Source organism: Actinomadura gamaensis (assembly GCF_042652125.1).
Taxonomy (GTDB): Bacteria; Actinomycetota; Actinomycetes; order Streptosporangiales; family Streptosporangiaceae; genus Spirillospora; species Spirillospora gamaensis.
This window is the reverse complement of sequence record NZ_JBHSIT010000001.1, coordinates 1,051,891-1,069,982: the sequence shown is the minus strand read 5'-3', so window position 1 is coordinate 1,069,982 and position 18,092 is coordinate 1,051,891. Positions and strand designations below refer to the sequence as shown.

At 66.2% G+C, this 18,092-nt stretch carries 17 protein-coding genes, 1 tRNA gene and 1 pseudogene; 7 read left to right on the top strand and 12 right to left on the bottom strand.

From position 1 onward, the window contains the following. Positions 1 to 122 precede the first annotated feature (122 nt). Positions 123 to 341 (top strand): helix-turn-helix domain-containing protein, encoded by a 219-nt coding sequence (locus ACFPCY_RS04980; protein ID WP_378252340.1) that lies wholly within the window; start codon positions 123 to 125, stop codon positions 339 to 341. Further along, complete coding sequence (locus tag ACFPCY_RS04975; RefSeq protein WP_378252339.1) at positions 338 to 1,237, top strand: hypothetical protein; 900 nt, start codon at positions 338 to 340, stop codon at positions 1,235 to 1,237. The genes ACFPCY_RS04980 and ACFPCY_RS04975 overlap by 4 nt, the downstream gene beginning before the upstream one ends. 442 nt (positions 1,238 to 1,679) lie before the next feature. Here ACFPCY_RS04975 and ACFPCY_RS04970 read toward each other — a convergent pair whose 3' ends face one another. From ACFPCY_RS04970 to ACFPCY_RS04950, 5 genes are all read right to left on the bottom strand, one after another. Beyond that, a complete protein-coding gene (locus ACFPCY_RS04970) occupies positions 1,680 to 3,959 on the bottom strand; it encodes a sensor histidine kinase (protein WP_378252338.1) in 2,280 nt (759 codons plus the stop codon). A 5-nt stretch (positions 3,960 to 3,964) separates the two neighbouring features. Then, entirely contained in the window at positions 3,965 to 4,129 is a 165-nt protein-coding gene (locus tag ACFPCY_RS04965) for a hypothetical protein (protein WP_378252337.1), read from the bottom strand. After that, positions 4,122 to 4,685, bottom strand: a complete 564-nt coding sequence (locus ACFPCY_RS04960) for an alpha/beta fold hydrolase (protein WP_378252590.1) — start codon at positions 4,683 to 4,685, stop codon at positions 4,122 to 4,124. The genes ACFPCY_RS04965 and ACFPCY_RS04960 overlap by 8 nt, the downstream gene beginning before the upstream one ends. A 160-nt stretch (positions 4,686 to 4,845) precedes the next feature. Further along, positions 4,846 to 5,463, bottom strand: a complete 618-nt coding sequence (locus tag ACFPCY_RS04955) for a lysophospholipid acyltransferase family protein (protein ID WP_378252336.1) — start codon at positions 5,461 to 5,463, stop codon at positions 4,846 to 4,848. A gap of 8 nt (positions 5,464 to 5,471) precedes the next feature. After that, on the bottom strand, positions 5,472 to 6,101 hold the full coding sequence (locus ACFPCY_RS04950; RefSeq protein WP_378252335.1) for a response regulator: 630 nt from the start codon (positions 6,099 to 6,101) through the stop codon (positions 5,472 to 5,474). A gap of 466 nt (positions 6,102 to 6,567) precedes the next feature. On the opposite strand from ACFPCY_RS04950, the pseudogene ACFPCY_RS04945 reads away from it, so the two are divergent. From ACFPCY_RS04945 to ACFPCY_RS04930, 4 genes and pseudogenes are all read left to right on the top strand, one after another. Then, positions 6,568 to 7,697 (top strand): annotated as a pseudogene (locus ACFPCY_RS04945) (IS3 family transposase). An 828-nt stretch (positions 7,698 to 8,525) separates the two neighbouring features. Further along, the gene (locus tag ACFPCY_RS04940; protein ID WP_378252334.1) at positions 8,526 to 8,825 is read left to right on the top strand and encodes a hypothetical protein; all 300 of its coding nucleotides are present in this window, start codon (positions 8,526 to 8,528) and stop codon (positions 8,823 to 8,825) included. Positions 8,826 to 9,102: 277 nt separating this feature from the next. Further along, positions 9,103 to 9,657, top strand: a complete 555-nt coding sequence (locus ACFPCY_RS04935; protein ID WP_378252589.1) for an STAS domain-containing protein — start codon at positions 9,103 to 9,105, stop codon at positions 9,655 to 9,657. Positions 9,658 to 10,204: 547 nt separating this feature from the next. Beyond that, positions 10,205 to 10,831 (top strand): hypothetical protein, encoded by a 627-nt coding sequence (locus tag ACFPCY_RS04930; protein ID WP_378252333.1) that lies wholly within the window; start codon positions 10,205 to 10,207, stop codon positions 10,829 to 10,831. Positions 10,832 to 10,899: 68 nt separating this feature from the next. Here the strand turns inward: ACFPCY_RS04930 and ACFPCY_RS04925 are convergent, their stop codons facing one another. Beyond that, complete coding sequence (locus ACFPCY_RS04925) at positions 10,900 to 12,144, bottom strand: IS30 family transposase (RefSeq protein ID WP_465251208.1); 1,245 nt, start codon at positions 12,142 to 12,144, stop codon at positions 10,900 to 10,902. A 111-nt stretch (positions 12,145 to 12,255) separates the two neighbouring features. Continuing rightward, positions 12,256 to 12,492: a hypothetical protein gene (locus tag ACFPCY_RS04920; protein ID WP_378252332.1), complete on the bottom strand. Its 237-nt coding sequence runs from the start codon at positions 12,490 to 12,492 to the stop codon at positions 12,256 to 12,258. Between the two features lie 1,004 nt (positions 12,493 to 13,496). On the opposite strand from ACFPCY_RS04920, the gene ACFPCY_RS04915 reads away from it, so the two are divergent. Beyond that, positions 13,497 to 14,120, top strand: a complete 624-nt coding sequence (locus tag ACFPCY_RS04915; RefSeq protein ID WP_378252331.1) for a hypothetical protein — start codon at positions 13,497 to 13,499, stop codon at positions 14,118 to 14,120. Between the two features lie 763 nt (positions 14,121 to 14,883). On the opposite strand, the gene ACFPCY_RS04910 is transcribed toward ACFPCY_RS04915, so the two are convergent. The 5 genes from ACFPCY_RS04910 to ACFPCY_RS04890 all read right to left on the bottom strand — a co-directional run bounded on the left by ACFPCY_RS04910 (position 14,884) and on the right by ACFPCY_RS04890 (position 17,987). Next, complete coding sequence (locus ACFPCY_RS04910; protein WP_378252330.1) at positions 14,884 to 15,603, bottom strand: hypothetical protein; 720 nt, start codon at positions 15,601 to 15,603, stop codon at positions 14,884 to 14,886. After that, positions 15,593 to 16,300, bottom strand: coding sequence for a hypothetical protein (locus ACFPCY_RS04905; RefSeq protein ID WP_378252329.1), 708 nt, complete (start codon positions 16,298 to 16,300; stop codon positions 15,593 to 15,595). Before ACFPCY_RS04905 ends, ACFPCY_RS04910 begins: the two co-directional genes overlap by 11 nt. Before the next feature lie 358 nt (positions 16,301 to 16,658). Continuing rightward, the gene (locus ACFPCY_RS04900; protein ID WP_378252328.1) at positions 16,659 to 16,934 is read right to left on the bottom strand and encodes a hypothetical protein; all 276 of its coding nucleotides are present in this window, start codon (positions 16,932 to 16,934) and stop codon (positions 16,659 to 16,661) included. A 338-nt stretch (positions 16,935 to 17,272) separates the two neighbouring features. Then, on the bottom strand, positions 17,273 to 17,779 hold the full coding sequence (locus ACFPCY_RS04895; protein WP_378252327.1) for a hypothetical protein: 507 nt from the start codon (positions 17,777 to 17,779) through the stop codon (positions 17,273 to 17,275). Positions 17,780 to 17,913: 134 nt separating this feature from the next. Beyond that, positions 17,914 to 17,987: transfer RNA gene (locus ACFPCY_RS04890), tRNA-Ile, on the bottom strand. Between the last annotated feature and the right edge of the window lie 105 nt (positions 17,988 to 18,092).

Sequence of the window (18,092 nt, the reverse complement as noted above, 5' to 3'; positions counted from 1 at the left end):
ACGAACGACCTCCGCTCCCACATGTTGGGTAGGTGTGAGGCCAGTTTGGCTGAATCACCATAGGACCTCGCCCGACCGGAGGAGCCGAAGTGCCGACGCGTCGCAGCAACCATCATCCTCCCGTGGCACTCCCCGACCCCGCCGAACGCCCGACGCTAACCATCCCGGAGACAGCCCGCCTTCTCGGGGTCTCCAGGTCATGCGCCTACGAGGCCGCCAAGCGCGGCCAGCTCCCCATCATCAAGATCGCCGGCCGCCGCCTCGTCCTTACCGCGAAACTCCTAGACCTCCTCGGTCTCACGGTCGCCATGCCCAAGCCTCGAGGCGCCCGTCCCACGTGATGCGGCCCGAGGCTCTGCGCCCGGCCACCACCAAGGCCGCCGCCTGCGCGACGCGCACCGTCCGCACTCGCCTTGCCGCAGGGCAGAAGCCCGCCCGAAAGCGTATGGCCACTCTCGCGGCGGTCTATGACACGATCCCGGCGCCCCGCCGTCCCCACGACGTGATCGCCGTTCCCGGTGGACGGCACGGGACCAGGCGGCCGCGGCCCGGACCGCACGCCAGAAGGAAATGGTTAAGCGGCTCGGTTATCGCCGAACCGGACGAGGTGATCGCCCAAGCCTTCGACCACGCCGAATCCCGCGATCCCACCCAAGCCCGCACCTGGATCGTGCTGATCGACGGAGCCCAGCACCAGCTCGACCTGATCCGCGCCGAGGCCGCCCGACGCAAGGCACCGATCCATATCGTGATCGATTTCGTCCACGTGATCGAAAAGCTCTGGGCTGGGGCATGGAACCTGCACCGGCCGGGCGATGGCGCGGCCGAGGACTGGGTCGCCGCCCATGCTCTGCCGCTGCTGGCCGGAAACACCGACCAGGTCATCGCCACCCTCGACACCAAAGCCGCCACGCTCGACCAACACCACCGGGGCGGGATCAACGCCTGCATCCGCTACCTGACCAACCACGCCGCGTTCCTACGCTACGACCAGGCGCTGGACAAGGGATGGCCGACCGCCACCGGCGCCGTCGAGGGCGCCGTCCGTCACATCGTGGCCGACCGGCTCGACATTGGCGGTGCCAGATGGGGACTGGAAGGAGTAGAAGCCGTGCCGAAGCTCCGCACAGTAGTCGCCAACGGACACTTCCCCGCCTACTGGCACAAACACCTCGCCCAGGAACACCACCGTGTTCACCACGCGCGCCGCCAGGACGACTACGACCTCACCGCGTGATCAGCCTCCTCCTTCAGAAGGAACCACACCTTATTCGTTCCCGTAGTCGGCGTGAACGCCGTTACGACCCGAACCGCACCCTCCTTCGATCGCGGTCCTGCACGGGCGACGTTGATGACATGCCGCTCAAGCGAAGGCCGTTCTCGGTCTGCGAGGGAGGCGGGCCCTCGATCGCTCCGACCAGCACAGTCAGCCCGAAAAGCCAGACCGCCGGCCGGCTGAGCGCTCGCCGGGGTCGACCGTCACGAGCCACGACTACTCCTTCGAAACCGCGTAAGGCACGTCAAGCCAGTATCAGCCGACCCCGCGGGACGGGAGCACGAGTGGGGCAACCGGGCGGCGAGCGCGGCCCGGCTCACCGTGCACTTCATCGGCATGTGCCGCTTCAACCCCGGTTGGCGGCCAGTTCCAAGAGCTCCGCTCCGGTGGAGAGATCGGCGAGTCATGTTCTGACGCGGAGCCGCACCCTGGTTCCTTGGCCGGGCATTGACCACAGGTCGATGGTGCCGCCGATTTGGGTGATGCGCTGACTGATTGAGGTTTTGATGCCTGTTCCTTGTGGGGTCGCTGCCGGGTCAAAGCCTCGCCCGTGGTCGCGAATGACGATTTCTGTGGTGTCGTCTGTGCTGGCGGCCCGGAGTACGGCGTGGGTGACGTCTGCGTGCTGCCAGGTGTTGAGCAGTGCTGCTCGCGCGGCGTCGATCAATGCGGCGACGGTGTCAGTGGTGGGGCTCGTGGTGAGTTCGGTGATGACGAGTTCCACCCGGAGGCCAAGCCTGCGGAACTCGTTGGTGAGCCGGTGGAGTTGGTCGACGAGGTCGTTGCCGCTGTGGGGATGAGGATCCAGGGCCTGGGCAATGGTGCCGATCTGCGCCATGGCGAGGCCTCGGATAGTGGTCAATGGATTCGCGGCCTGGTCGTTGTCGCAGCAGCCGACGATCTGGGTAAAGGTGGCGAGGACTGCGTCGTGGACGGTGGTGAGGATCTGTAGGCGTTCCTCCGTCTCTCCCGTGCGATGTCCCTGCTCGACGGCCTGGGCTGAGGAGCGCCGGGCGAGGAACACCAGCAGCCAGGCTGTGGAGAATGCCAGCGTCAGATAGGCCTGCCTGCCCATGGTTTGGCTGGTGGAGACGCCTTCGAGGCGGGTGCCGTTGGCGGCGAGCATCGCGGCCAGCAGGGCGCCGCCGGCGATGGTGAGTGCGGCGCCGACTGCGGGGCCGCGAATGATCGTCCAGTAGACGACCACGCCGAGGGCGTAGCCCCACAGCAGCTCGCGGCCAGGGAGGCCTTCGGTTCCACGGGGCAGGATCGATGCAGCCCAGATGTTCAGCCCTGCTGTGACAGCGACGTCGCCGAGGAAGTACAGCCTGGACTTGAGTAGTCCCTGGAGGTGGCCTGCTGAGATGCCGACGAGTACCAGGAGATCGGCTGCCAGCACTGCGGCGAGTGCTGCCCAGAAGGTGAGGGGCAGGGTGAGCTTGTTGTAGGCGACGGCACTGAGGGCCTGGAGGGGACTCAGCACGATGCGGTAGGCGAGTGCGGCGATCACGGCCCATTCGAGGGATCGTTTGGTCAGGGTGTCGAAATCAGGGTGGTGCGATGCCGGGACCCGCAACTTGATCTCGGTGCCCTGACCGGGGACTGATCGTATTGCCACGGTGCCGCCGTTACCGGCGATTCGTCGCCTGATCGAGTTCTCGATTCCATATCCCCGGGTCGGAGCCGCTGGATCAAAGCCCCGCCCAGCATCACAGACTGTTACTTCGACGTTCTCATCGGCAGCGGTGACGGTGATGGTGGAAGTTGCGGCACCGGCATGCCGCAACGTGTTGGTCAGGGCTTCGCGGACCGCCCCGGTCAGGTTGTTTACCTGGCCCGTGCTGAGACCGGCGATGGGAGCGGAGTTGAGCAGCGTGACCTGCAGCTCGCGACGGCCGAAGTCTTCGACCAGTCGGTGCAGCGCATCTGCCAGATCGGCCACCCGCTCCTGGCGGGCTTGGTCATGTAGTGCTTCGAGTCCTGCTGTCGCGAGCGCGCGAATGTCGTTGAGCCGAGACGGTCGAGGCGAGGTGTCCGGGCTGCTGCGCCAGACGATTTGGCAGAGTGTCTGCAGTGCGGTGTCGTGCATGGTGCTCAAATGCCGCAAGCGCTCATCGGCGGCTCCGGCACACCTTCCTTCTGTATCCGCAACACGGGCGCCGGCATAGGCGTGCCGTGCGATGACCGCCGGCATGACCAGCCCGTTCGCCAGCCATCCGTCTCTCACCGCGATCACCAGCCAGTTGCGGCCGGTAAGCGGTGCGTGGTTGCTCAGGGCCAGCCATACCTGCAGAACGAACCCTGCCGCGGTGACCAGGCATGCCGGCCGGACGCCGAGGATCAGCGAGGCCAAGCCCACGGTGCCCAGTCCATAGAGCCAGAAGGTGTCGTGGTAGTTCAGGAGGTAGGTGTGAGGTGGTATCAGCGCAACGGTGAACACGTTCAGCGCCACGGTGAAGAACGCATCGGCATAAACGAACCGTTTGCCCGGCAGTAGCCAGCCTTTGAATACGGCAAGGGCTAGAACTGCATTAAGGATGGCCAGAAAAAGTGTGACGGGTAGGTATGCCCAGATGACGTCGCCTTGGAGGCCGATCGCCTGACTGAAGGCGGTCGGGATGACCGCCGACCGCCAGGCGAGGACTGCGGTGATGAGCCAGCGACGAGTCCGTTCGATGAACATGCGACCTAAGCCAAGATCTTGATAGCCCAGACGGCTGCCGCGATTACGCTGATGATGCTAGAAGCAAAAGCCATGATCAGGCAGGCAGTGCGAATAGTTCGCGCCGTGCTCTCGCTGCCAGCACGGACTGTGCGCACGATTTCTCGCAACACCTGGAAGAAATCACTCACCTTGGTCCTCCATATGCCGCCTGGCCATTGCCTGGCTGATCACGGAGCGGACCGCGTCGGCCTTGAGATACGACCTCATCGCGTGAGGTTGCGGACCGTTGTTGACGACCAGGTCCTCCACCTGGGTGCCGTCGCCGAACAGGGGCCGCAGCCGGCGCCGCATGGCCACAGGATCCTTGCGGTCGGCGACGTTCACCCAGCGGCCCAGCTCTCCGGGCCAGTCATGCGAGGTGAGCCGATCGAAGATCGCTCTCCTGAAACCCAAGGGCGAACCGAGCGTGATGAATACGCTCACCTGGTGCTGGAGTGCACACAGCGCCTCATAGGCCGCCACGGACCCCAGCGAGTGGCCGACAACCACTCTGGTGTCCGGGCCCAGCGCATGGAGAACCCGATCGCGAACCCGATCGCGAACGTCCCGGTCCAAGACGTAGGAGGCGATCTGACGTGTCAGGCTGGGCCTGTTAGTTCCATTGAGCAGATCAGCGATCGGGATCAGACGAACATCTGCAATGTCCGTTGCAGAGGGAGATTTCGACCACCCTGCGCATCTCATTTGAGAGGCGTCCGACGTCAAGTGCCGATCGATTCCGCACACGCCAACAATGAAAGCCATCGAGTCCCCGCTTCGCGTAGCAGCGATTCCGTTGACTCGATGGTTTCAATCTTGTTTGCTCGACGGCAGCCGAGAAATCAGGGTTTTCAGGTGGGTAGATCTACCTCTCCTGGAGGAGCTGGGAAAGGCCGCGGCTCACACTCACGAGGATTTCGGCCGGGTCAGACCCCTCGGGCATGACGAGCCACTCCGTGCGGAGTCGCACGGTCGGCCTCTGACAGAAGGGCCGGGGAAGGCGCGGCAGGCGTGCACCCAGCGGCCACACCCGATCTGAATTGGAGAGTCCGACCAGCAGGATAGGGCTGCCCAACTCCGCCGAGAGGCGGCCGACACCCGGTTTGAGGTCGGCGATGCCGTCCGTGCGTTCACCGCCATGGGTGATGCGGCCTTCAGGGGCCAGAACCAATACCCCCCCTGCGCGCAGTACTTCTCTGGCCGAGGTCATCGCCTGCGCCCCGTAACCACGCCCTGCGGGAATCCCGCCGATCGCTCGAAGAACCGGCCCCAGCAGCCGGTGATCGAAGTAGTCGCCTCGGATCAGGACACCTGGCCGGACCCTCCATCTCCGAAACGCAACCAGCCCAACGAAGATGTCGAGCAGGCTGCGATGGTTCGCTGCGATGATGACCCCGGCATCTTTGCGCGGGTCGATCCGTGCATCAGGGATGCAGATCCTGGCGAAAGGCCACAGCAGCATCCTGGCGACCGCGGTGAGCACAGCGAACATCATGATGGTCGGCCCCGCTTCCCGCGGAAGGCAAACATCCCCATCTCGTAGGCCAGCCGGGTCTTGTCAGTCCGCCGCCGACGGCCGGTCACCTCTCCAATTTTAGCCAGATAGCCTTCAACTGTGCTCTTGGCGATATGGAGTTCCCGTGCTATATCCGCTGACGTTTCTCCACTGGCCATGAGCCTAAGCACCTCGGTCTGGCGCGGCGTCAGGTGAGTGCGGTCGCGCAGTAGATACCCGGCGACGGTTGCGGAGAAATAGGTATCGCCGACAGCTACAGCGCAGACTGCGCGGACGATCTCCGATGGCGACGCTTCCTTGGTAAGGTAGCCCTTGGCTCCCGCTTCGATCGCCTCGAGTACCGGCATCTCTTCTTCATGTGCGGACATGACCAGGACGATGTGGCCCCTTACACTCAGATGCCGGACCGCTTCCGGCCCTTCCAAACCGTCCGGCAGACCCAGGTCCAGCAGCACCACATGGGGTCGCATCCCGCGGCTTTCGGCCTCGAAGGCCTCGACCGACCGAACGCTCAGCACGAGAGCCAGTTCTTGGTTCTCGCCGATCACGGACTTCAGGCCAATGAGAGTCGCGGGATGGTCTTCGATGATCGAAACGTCATGCATGGACACGCTCCTAGATCCGGAGATCTCATATTTGCAGATCCATACCTGCTTTCGGCAGGGTAGAAATAACCGGTATACCGCGAGGTGGTACAGGCGAGGCCGTTGCGTTTCGAGACGCCGGGGATGGCGCGTGGTCACATCGGTTCACACAGGTACCGCCTGTGGGCCTCGCCATCCGGCAGGGGCCGCCGATCGTCCGCTGTGGTCCCGCGCACATCGGAGCGGTACGCCGCGGAAGTCGAGGAATGCCTGGAGAAGATCCAGCGGCTCGTCCGTACGCGGATTCGCCAGCGAAGTAGCAGGGCACTCACCAGCGCAGTCGGTAACTCACATTTGGCAACACTGAGGTGCCTCGGATCTTCCGGACAGGTCCATAGCTAGGATTGTGGATGAACCGGAAGGAAGGTCATTGGCAAGGCGTAAACGGCGGAGCTTTTCGCAGGAGTTCAAGGACGAGGCTGTCCGCATGGTGCTGGACGGACCACGCCCGATCACCCATGTGGCCCAGGAACTGGACCTGCATGAGACCACCCTCGGATCCTGGGTGAAGGAATACCGGCTGACGCACGACGCCGGCGCGCAGGACGCGGCAGTTCCGAGTGAGCGCAGGAGCGAAAGAGAGCTTCAGCTCGAGCGTGCGTGAGGTCCGGAAGCTGCGGGAGGAGAACGCCTTCCTGAAAAAGCCGCGGCCTTCTTCGCCAGGGAACACCCGTAACCGCCAAGTACGAGTTCATCGACGCGGAGAAGGCCAACCACAGCATCGTTGACATGTGCTCATGGCTTCAAGTGTCCCGTTCAGGGTTCTACGAATGGCGGGCGCGGCCGCTGTCGGATACCGCCGAACGCAGGATGCGGCTGAAGGTCATGATCAAGGCGGTCTTCGAAGCCAATCACCAGACCTACGGGTACCGGCGGGTGCACGCGGTGCTGGTCCGATCGGGGGAAGAGGTGTCGCTGGAGTTGGTGCGACTTCTCGTGCGTGACCTGGGCCTGGTGCCTGTGCAGCCGAGGCCATGGCGGCAGGTCACCACCCTGCCCACCGACGGCCTGGACGCCATCCCCGACCTGGTCCGCCGCGACTTCACCGCCCAAGCACCCGGCACCAAACTCGTCGCTGACGTCACCTACATCCCCACCTGGGAGGGATTCGCTTATCTGGCGACCGTCATCGACTGCCACTCCAAGATGGTGGTTGGATGGGCGATGGCCGACCACTTCAAGAGCTCACTACTCACCGACGCACTGGACGCGGCGGCCCGCAACATCGACATCGCTCCGGGGTGTGTGTTCCACTCTGATCGCGGCTCGAATTACACCAGTGCCGAGTTCGGCAGGCGACTGGAGGAGTACGGGATGCGCCGGTCGGTGGGGCGAACGGGAGTGTGCTGGGATAACGCGCTCGCCGAGTCATTTTTCGGAGCGTTGAAGAACGAGTGGCTTCACCACATGGTGTTCGCCACACGAGCCAAAGCATACCGTGCGGTCATGCGCTATATCGAAAGCTTCTATAATCGACGCAGGATCCACTCCGCGAACGGGTACCGGACTCCATGGGAGGTCCACACCGAGTACCTGGACCGGCAGCAGGCCGCGTAGGACACCCATCAAGAAGCTGTCCGGAAAACGCGAGGCCCCTCAGTTCTCGACGCCAGTGACGGGCTCTTCTTCCCCGCCCGCTATACGCTCAGCGACGGATCGGTCCTGCTGTCCTACCGCGCCGGACACAGCGGATGGCTACACCCCGGCGACCAGCTGACCGGTCCCGCACTACCGGTCTACCAACGCGACAACGTCCGCCACCGCGTGGTGCTGAACTGCGAAACCCTGCATCCACGCCGCACGGAGCACGAATGAACCACTCGCCCACCACACCGACCGCACGGCCCGCAGCCGCCCGCGCCGCGTGGATGGACGCACAGTTCGCCCAGGCGCTGAACCGGCTCGGCCTGAACTCGGCCGGGCCGCGCGCGTGCGCGGCGTCGGCGACCGCACCCTCAGCGGCCCCGTCACCAGCCGCACCGACCGCGCCCCCTTCTGGCTGCGCGTCCTGGCCGTCCCCAGCCCTCGAGCGCACGGACTGCTGTGGGATGGACCGATCAGCGCCCCCCAAACTGCCCGGCCTGAACCGGCCCGCCCTGGAGCGCTACGACACCGTCCTGGCCGCCTTCGACGGCTGCGACCACACCGTCCGCACCGAGGTCTGGGAACTGGTGGACGAACCGGTCTGCTCCCCCCCACGAAGCCCTCACCCCCGACCGCGCCCGCAGCATCGACCTCACCCCGAGCTGGTGGGACACCCTCGACCGCGCCCTGACCGCGCTCGCCAACCATCCCACCGACCGCATCCCCCGCACCCACCACCAGATCACCAACGCCCTACGCCAGGTTTACGGCCCCGACATCCCCACCCAGGTGGAGCGGTGGGTGCCCCAACACGGCGACCTGCGCTGGACCAACCTCACCACCCGCACCCCGTTCCTGCTGGACTGGGAATTCTGGGGACTCGCCCCAGCAGGCACCGACGCCGCCACCCTCTACTGCACCAGCCTGCTAGTCCCCGACCTCGCCGCAACCATCCACGACCGCTACCGGCACCTACTCGCCATTCCCGACGGACGCATCGCCCAACTCGGCATCTGCCTCCAACTCCGCCGCCACCCCGACATCGGCGACCTCGACCAGCCACTCGCCGACCTCACCCAGCAGCTACTCCAAGCGCCCTGACCACCGGCACACCCTCCCGGCATGCCGGCCGCGGTGCAAGACGCGGGCGCGGCGGCGTCGGCGGGCTGGGGGCGGCGCGGGCGGGTGAAGGCGTTCGTTCTGGGGGCGCAGTGCCCGGTCGCCGAACGGGTCTGCGTGGGTGACCTGCGCTTTTGGTGACGCCGGAACAGACCGTGTATCCAGGCTGTTGTCACGATCGGTGATCAGGCGCCCACCGGCGTCCCCGCGCCGGATCCTGTTCCCTCGCCGAGGAGCTGAGGACGCCGTGAGCGCGGAGATGGTCGGGCATGTGCACCGTGGCCGGAGAGCTGGACCTGGCCACCGCTCCCGCACTGGAACGATGCCTGCAAGCCCTGCGGGACCTTCCCGGGACCAGATCACTGTGGACCTGTCAGCGGTCACCTTCATCGACTGCCGCGGCCTGGGCGTCCTGCGGCACGCCGACCACCACGCCCGCGCCCAGCACCGCCTGATGCTGCTGGCAACCCCCAGCCCCCGAGTCCGGCGACTGCTGCAGATCACCCGGGCCGAGTCACTGTTCGCCATCGCCCCCCCGCGCCTGACCCCCAGCCCCCGCCGGCAAGCCCAGCGACACTCCACCCGCCAACCCGGACGCGGCGGCGGTCATCCCTCCGCGCCGACAACCCCGCCCGCGCCTTTGGCGAACCACACGGGAACGAATGTGCTCCAGACCAGAACAGACACACCGGGCTCGAATCATGCCTCCAAGGGCAAGCCCCATCACCGCACCGGCCTCACCACGAACCGTACTCACACCAGTAGCGCAAACACCGAGACCGGGGCCTGCCCCACCCCAGCGACCCGCGCATGAGCGAATCACTCGGTTCTGAAATAGGCAATTATTTGGGCGCGCCCCAAGGCGAACGCAGGGCTCCGGGCATCCCCGGGGCCCTGCGGGCTTCTCCGGCCCCCGCCCCGCCAAAAAACACACCTGCATCAGCGCGACCGCTCACCTCGGCGCTGCGCTGCGGACATGGTGCAGCTCGTATGGGAGGGGCTGACCTCTGAACGCCGAAAACGCCCTCGTCCTCCCGGCTCGGGAGGACGAGGGCGTCGTTGCCGGTCGAGCTTCTCCACTCGCCGAAGTCTTGAAGGCTACTTGTAGGTCGGGGCTCCGCTGGGCAGGGAGAACGAGGTCAGGAACCGGCCGATCCGGGGCTCGCAGCCCACGCTTTCCACACGGGAATCGAGCATCTCAATGGAGGCCATCACCGGCATCGACAGCTCACGCGCCTACGCCACCCGTCCTTGATCGAAGCTCGCGGCACGGAGGACTATGCGGTCAAGCCGGGTCGTCAACCGGCCATTCGGCCGAGACGTCCTATCTGCGCCTCACACCGACGCACACGGAGCGCCCCTTGCCTGCACTTCACCGCACCATTGCCGCCTCCGCAACGACGGCGATCCTCCTCCTCGGCCTCGCCGCTTGCGGCGGCGGATCCAAGCACGCGGACCAACCCACCAACGCCGCCCCAACGCCTGGGGAAACGGCTCAGAAGCCGTCCCCCAAGTCCCTGAAGTGGGGCGAGCCAGCCGAGGTTACGGGCCACAACTTCAAGAAGCTCCGCGTCACCCCGGTCGGGCTGCTCTACAGCAAGGGCCCGTACAAGGACGGGGACGGTCCGGAGAACGGCTGGTTCATCGCCCTGGCAATCAAAGCGGAGGCGGTGCAGGAGCCAGACAGCACAGCGGGCGGTGCCGGCGGTGGCGGGTTCCAGTGGCGTGGAGCCAGCCAGACGATCACTGAGATGGACGGCAACAGCACCGCTCCCTGGGCCGGTGCGGCAAACGGATTCGGCGTCGATGAGCCTCTGCAGCCGGGTTCGCCCGAAGTCGGAATCGTCACGCTCGACATCCCGGCGAAAGGTGGACGGCTGCTGTACGTCGACCCCGGCGACCACTCGATTACCTCCTGGACCTTGCCGACCGTTGACCAGGGAACCGGGCTGGACAAGGTGCGCAAGCGCATCAAGATGTTCACCTGACGCTGACACGTGAAAACGCCCCGCCCTCATCGCCGGGCGCATTCAAGGGGTCGTCGCAACACCGGTGATCAACTGGCTGGTGCCAGGAGCTTAGCGAGACGCTCGGCTGGGGTCTCCCAGCCGAGCGTCTTTCGTGGTCTGGAGTTCAGTTCGGCAGCGACGGCGTCCAGGCCCTCGCGAGTGGCGACCGACAGGTCCGTGCCGCGGGGGAAGTACTGGCGCAGCAGCCCGTTGGTGTTCTCGTTGGAGCCGCGCTGCCAGGGCGAGTGCGGATCGCAGAAGTAGATCGGCATGTCGATGGCCGTGGTGATCCGGTGATGCAGTCCGAGTTCTGAGCCTTGGTCCCACGTCAGAGAGCGCCGCAGGTGGGCCGGCAGGCGGCTCATGGTGTCGATCAGCGCGGCTTCGACCGTCTCGGCGGTGCGGTCGGCGGGCAAGTGGAGGAGCATCACGTAGCGGGAGGCGCGTTCGACCAGCGTGCCGATCTGGGAGCCGTGGTTCTTTCCAATGATCAGATCGCCTTCCCAGTGGCCCGGAACGGCGCGGTCCGCGGCTTCGGGCGGACGCTCGCTGATCATCACCATCGGGGTGGTGAAGCGGGGCTGGCGCTGTTGGGCACGGCGCCGCGGCTTGCGGTGGATGCGCCCGGTGCGCAGCGCTCGGACCAGCTCGCGGCGCAGCTCACCACGGCCTTGGACATAGAGGGCCCGGTAGATGGTCTCGTGGCTCACGCGCAAGTCCGGACGGTCGGGAAAGCGGCAAGGAAGCGACTGGCTGATCTGCTCTGGACTCCATCTCATCTCCAGCCAGGACTGGACTATGCCGTGCAGCTCCGGGTTGGTTGCGAGCTTGGTGCTCTTGGGGCGTGCTCGACGCCGGTCGGCGCGGGCCTGGGCGGTGTGCGGACGATAGTGCCGGCCGTTTGGCGTTCCTTCGGTCCGGTTACGTCGGACCTCGCGGCTGATCGTGGAAGGACTGCGCCCCAGCTCGGCGGCGATCGTCCGCAGCGACGCCCCTTCGCGGAGCCGATCGGCGATGTGGACCCGGTCGTCCTGCCGCAGATAGCGGGAGGATTCACTCGCAGACCACAAAGGGCCGGGTGGTGGCGCCTGTCCCATGACAGGCGCCACCACCCGGCCTACTTGCGTTCTTCCGTTACGCCACTCCCTGCCCGTCCGCAGGTTGATGCCGACGATCCTGCACGCGGCGATGTTGGAGTACCCCAGCTGCATGAGCCGGAAGTATTCCGCCCGCTCGCGCCCGAGGCCCCTCGCCCCGACATTGATCGTTCGGTCCCGGATCTCGAAACCCATCGCACCCCTCGGGATGGGGTGTTGCAACGACCGCTAGAACGGAAGCCGAAGCGTGAGGACGGGGCGTTCGTGTGCCGGCGGGGCTTCCCCACCCTGCCGACGAACAGGAGCCTACTCGCGGACGTAGACCGGGGAAGACGAGACCAGGCCAAGCGACAGCAGGATCCGACCGATGGTGGGCCGGTGCTGCTCGACGAGCCGCCCGGCGAAGTAGTAGGCGGTGGTGACGGCCACGGTGAACGATGTCGGTGACCGCGCCGCCCGGCAGGTCGAGGCCGATCCGGGCGACTGGGCGAGGATCACGCCGATGAAGACGGGAACGACGGTACGGATGATGCTGGCGAGCACGCGTTCTCCTTATGAGAGGACGGCCCGGATGCAGCCGGGGCGGGGATGCAGATTTCGCCGACCGGAGGTAGCCGTGACTGACCCATCGCCCAGCCGCGTGCAGACCCAGGAAAGTGGGACGTCAGGGCCTTGATCTTCCCGCTGGAAGTCGACGTCGCCAATGCCGACCTACTGCTTGATCAGAGCTTCCGCCTGCTCGACGAGGGCGTCGGCACGCTGGTGCCGGACCTTACGAGCTGCGAGTTCTGTGACTTCCACGGTGTGAATGTGATCTTGCGGAACCACCTACGCGCGCAGACTCTGGGAGCTCGGGTCGCGGTGCGACTGGCGGAGCGAGGCATGGCACGCCGACTGTGTGACCACCGGAGTAACGCGAGACGTGCCCACGATTTGATCGGCCGGTCTTCGTCATGGAGGTAGGCAGACCGGTCCCGCGGAGGAGGCATCTCTTGAGAATGTCGGATGGTGCTGGACGGATCTAGGGACTTGCGCCGGCCCCGCTCGTACGACGCCTCGTTCAGCCGGACATCGACACGGACCGCCGGGAGGTCCTGCATTGACCCGCGGAACGACTCGCGCGCCGACCGGGCGAGCTGCCGGAGAACCCCGAACCCGCACCGTCAGCGAGCGAGCGCCCAGGGGCCGGCCGAGGGTACGGCCGGTCCGGTCGAAGGTTGCGTTTAGGCGGGCGCGGATCTGCTGCCCGAACTCCGACGTGTTAATCGTCGGCTGGATCCGGATGCCGACGCTGCCGCCGTCGCGGGTCGTCACTATCCCTCACCCCCCTTTTTTCCGCGGATCAGATGGGCCGAGGCCGACGAGTTAGGGCGAGGCGGGCGATGGAAAGCACATTGGGTCTGCTGAGCGACCTAGGGACGTGCTACTACGTGAGCATGAATGAAGTAACTCCAGAGGACGGGCGCGGCACCGGAAGGCCGCGCCCTTTCGAGGGATCGCATCTCAGCGACGGAGTCCCGGGGCCGTACAGCGGGCAGACATGGCAGGTGTTCGGCATCGGCGGCTTCACAGACGTAGGCGAGGCAGACGCCGTTGGTGAGGAGTTGGCCGCCGCCGAGGAGGCCTGGGGCGAGTACCAGGAACGCCGCCGCGCCGCAGAGCTGGCCAAGGAGCGAGCCGAGAATCCGTGGGGCCGAACGCAGTTGGAGCGCGAGCGAATGATGGTGGAGGCGACCAGGGAGGCCAACGAGCTCCTGAACGGCGATCCTCCCGCCCGTCCAACCCCGCCCCCCGGCCCACCGGCGCCGCCACGGAAGGCCCTCTCGCGCGCGGACTCGGAACAGCAGGCCGAACAACGTCGACGTGAGATGGGAGAGCTCATGTTCCAGGTTCTCCCTCCCGAGCGGAAGCAGAAGATTATCGAGGACCGCCAACGGTTTTGTCGGGAGCTCAGCGAATTCATGAAAGTACTCACGGCTGACAGGAAGAGCGAGGCTGACGATGCTCGACGGTCGCGAGCGGAGGCACGCATTAGTCATCTTCGGACTAAACTCGCGGATCCTCTCTACGAGGCCGCTAAAGCTTATGAAGCCCAGCTACACGAGGATGATCTTCCACAGCCGAGTGCTCGCCGAAAGTTCTCGTGGCGACGCTGGCCGAGGAAGAAGTAGTTCATTCCTCAGCCAGCGCAGCTTCACCGTCTTAACCGCGACGCTGGCGCTGTCAGGGGTTACGCTCGGGCTGTAGCGCGGCGATCATCCAGTCCCGCTGGGACCAGTGCCGTCCCTGCTTGTGTCCGACCTGTGCCGCTTTGGTTGCCGCTTCCTCGGGAAGCCAGCCATACAGGGCGGCGAATTCGATCAGCGGGATCTCCCACTCTCCACGCGATGACCGGATCGCGGCCTGGGAAGTAGTGCGAGAGATCGGCGTGGAGCTTGGCAGGGTGCTCCTCTAGCGCATGGAAGTGCCTGCGGCCTGACCACTCTCGCCGGGCACCCGACCGAACGGGTCCCCCGCATCCAGCAGCAGATCTCCGGCGCCCAGCACCGAACCTACGGGCCCGACTTCCCGACCCGAGTGGGGCGGTGGTTACCCCAGCGCGGCGACCTGCGCTGGACCAACCTCACCACCCGCACCCCGTTCCTCCTGGACTGGGAATTTCGGAGGCCCGCCCCCAGCAGGCACCGACGCCGCCACCCTGTACTGCACCAGCCTGCTGATACCCGACCTCGCCGCAGCCATCCACGACCGCTATCGGCACCTGCTCCACGCCCCCGACGGACGCATCGCCAACCCGGCAACTGCCTCCAACTCCGCCGCCCGACATCGGCGAGCTCGATCACGCCCTCTCCCAGCGGCTTCTCGACCGTGCGGTGGTCGGCTCTGATCGGCTAGGCCTTGATGCAAGAACGAGTTGCCGGATCAGCACCGCTACTAGGTGGGGATGATCCCATAGCCGAGCAAGGTGACGCTGCAGGCGGACAAGGCCTCGCCGTCTAGACCGTTTTGCTCCGCGCTCCGGGAACTGAGCAGTTTCCGCAGGCAGGGCTCCTGCGTGCGGGGAACCAGACCGAAATAGAAGCGGAAAGTCAGCCCCTGGGCGTCGGAGTAGCCCAGCGGGCTTTCGGGTAGGTTCCAGCAGCCGCGTGAATCGGGCTGGATGGGAGTGTTCTGGTGCCAGAAATAGCGGCCTGGGCCCGGGTGGTGCTGAGGGGTGTTGTCGCGAGTGTGCGGGTCTGCCCACAAGAAGGGGTAGAGCGTCTGATCGGCTGGCACTCCGCCGGTAATCTGCCCGGCGGGCTCCAGCCGCATGGCTGGCGCGTCGACATGGGGGGCAGCCTCGTGGTGCCCATAGGTGAGCTTGTAGCTCATCTGTTGAAGACGCAGGTCGGGGTAGCTGGCGGACTGGTGAGAGACCACTGAGGCGGTGGTGGAGGACTCGGCGAGCGGACAGGTGGCCGACTGCGCGGTGGGATGACGGTCACCGCTGTCGTTTTTACCGCTCAGCAAGGAAGTCAGGACGGGGATCAAGGCAATCGCGATCGCGGTCGCAGCAGCGACCAAGGCCAGTGTGATCCTCAGCCATGGCGGTCCACTATCGGCTTGCTGCGAAGGCTGAGCCTCCTGTTGCGGCGGTTGCGCCTCACTGCTCATTGGCGATCTCCTGCCCGATCAATGCAGACGCGCGACGTCCTTTACGACGCCGGGATCGCAACCCACGACGAAGATCTGAAATAGATCGTTCAGAAAAGGCCTCATCAGCAGCAGACCCGCTCGGCCCGAGCCCGGGAATCGGCACGGTGAGATGGGCGGCGGCCTGCGCGATCGCGGCGTCGTAGTCGTGCCATCCGGCCTTGCGGACCAGCGCAGCCTTGTTCCGGGCCGCCTCGCCGACCAGCACCGCGTCCTCGGCGCAGGTCGCGAACGGGTGCGCCCGGTCGGCGGCCAGCAGCCCCAAATCAATCTCATCCAGCTTGATCAGCAGCCGGGCGGCCAGGATGTAGGTGTGGGCGAGGAGCCCGGAGGCCAGCGGGTCGTCGGCCACGGTGACGAGCTGCTGCGTACCGACGATCTTCGCGGGCAGGTCCCGGCCCAGGTCGGCGGAGCAGCAACTGAACGCCGTAGTGGCTTTCCCTAGCAAAGCGCGGGCGTGCACGATGGTGGACGGGCCGGTCCGGCCCGGACCGAGGTACCCAGCAGCAGGCTTCGCAAGGCATCCCCTAGGGGCGCTGTTACCGCCGGGCGTGGCGGCGCGAGCGGTGCCGCTCACCAGACCGGCGGGCACTGTCGAAGCGGCGGCGGTCACGACCAGGGACTTCAGCAAACGTGGTCGGCACACCGGGTCATCCATCAATTCCAGCCGCGTCCCACAGCCACTCAGCGGCGAGTCCCACCAATCGACGGAGGCACATCCCGCACAGCCACCAAACGACGCTGGGTCCGGATACCCAGGCAGATTTTCCTCGCCTCCCCACCGCGACACCGTGGACCGTGAAACGTGCATGCGGTGCGCGAGACCGACCTACGTCCAGCCACATGCCCAGACGAGCTGTGCGGATGGCATTGCCCACCGGTCCGAGGTCCATATCCCCCGCGGTCGCCGTAACAACGCGCACGTCAACGCCCCCGGTGAGTAACCGCAGGCGGCAGCAGCCGGCGGGGAACAGCCCACTGCACTCAAAGATCGGTGACCGTGGCGCGCTTCGAGATCAGCACTGGGTGGTTGACCTGTCCCTGCTGCCGTCAGCGACTCGGCGTCGGGTGGTGATGAAGGGGATGTCCTCGACGGTCAGGACGGCGCTGAAGCCGCCGTCGCCGTCGTCGATGACCTGAACCTCGTAGGCGATCTGGCAGAAGATGCACAGAAGCAGGTAGAGGTTGGCTCCGGCGTACTCGTACTGGAGGTGGAACAGGCGGTCACAGCAGGGCGCCTTGACCACGATGTCATCGGGTCCCTGCTCGGGATTCTCGATCCACCGGGCCACGACCACACCCTGCCGCAATTCGCTGCGTTCGACCTACGCATCGGCCGGGAGCGGCCGAGGAGGCTTGCCCCGCCGTTTGAACTCGATCATTGGTCCTCCCAGTCGTGCGGTCTGGGCGGTGAGGTGGTCACTGGGCGAATCGACGGTGGTCGTTGGCCAGGCGCAAGGGGGCAGGAGCGGTGATGAGTAGCAGAAGGCGGTACCAGACCTGGTCCGCCGTCGCCGTTGTATTCGAACTCCAGGATGAGGCGGGCCGGGCCAGTCAGGTGTGAGCGCGTCGGCGACCGGATTGAGCGGGGCGGCAGCGTCGTCCTGGCCGATGGCATCGGGGACGCTAATTAGCCGAGTAGTGCTTGGGCGGCGTCCGGCCGTAGACCTTGGTCCGCATGTAGCCGACCCAGCCCTGCCAGGATGTCCAGGGCGGCCGCCTGGCCGATCGGCAATCCGCCGAGCGGGCCGACGGCGCGGCCGCCGGGCAGCAGGACGATGGCGGGCTCCACATGCGCGGCGTAGAGACGGCGGTAGTCGGCCACGGTGCGGCGGTCGGCGTCCACCAAAGTGGCCAGATACTCCAGCACGACCTCACCGAAGCTCATCTGCTCCGGCGCAGGGTCGGGGTCGGGGTCGGGCTCGGCGAGCAGCAGCCGGTGGCCCCGGCAGCCTTTGGGGTAGCCCTCCGGACGCCGCTCCCCCGCCAACTGCACCAGGGCGGCGAAATCTCGGGCGGCCTTCTCGGAGTCGCAGGTCTCGCTGTCGGTTCGGCCGGTACGGATGCCGCCTGCACGCCAGCGGACGCGCCAAGTGACTCGGCCCAAAGCGTTGGGGCGGCGTTCGATGCTTGCCACGATCTCGCCCTTCCGGTCGTGGCTTGCCGCTCCCCCAGGACTCCCGGAAAACCTGGTGTGCCCATGGTGTGCCCATGATCTTGGAATGTCCAGGCCGATTCTGCGTTTGCGCAGGTCAGTGGGTGATGATCAGGTAGGGCGGGCGGGACTCGAACCCGCGACCCAGGGATTATGAGTCCCCTGCTCTGACCGGCTGAGCTACCGCCCCTGGAGCCACCCCCGGTGGCGTGCTGGTGCGGTGCTGGGGGCGTGTCGGGGCTCATCTTAGCGGCGGGAGCGGTGGGGCGGCCACCGTAGTCCTCTGGGGTGGGGC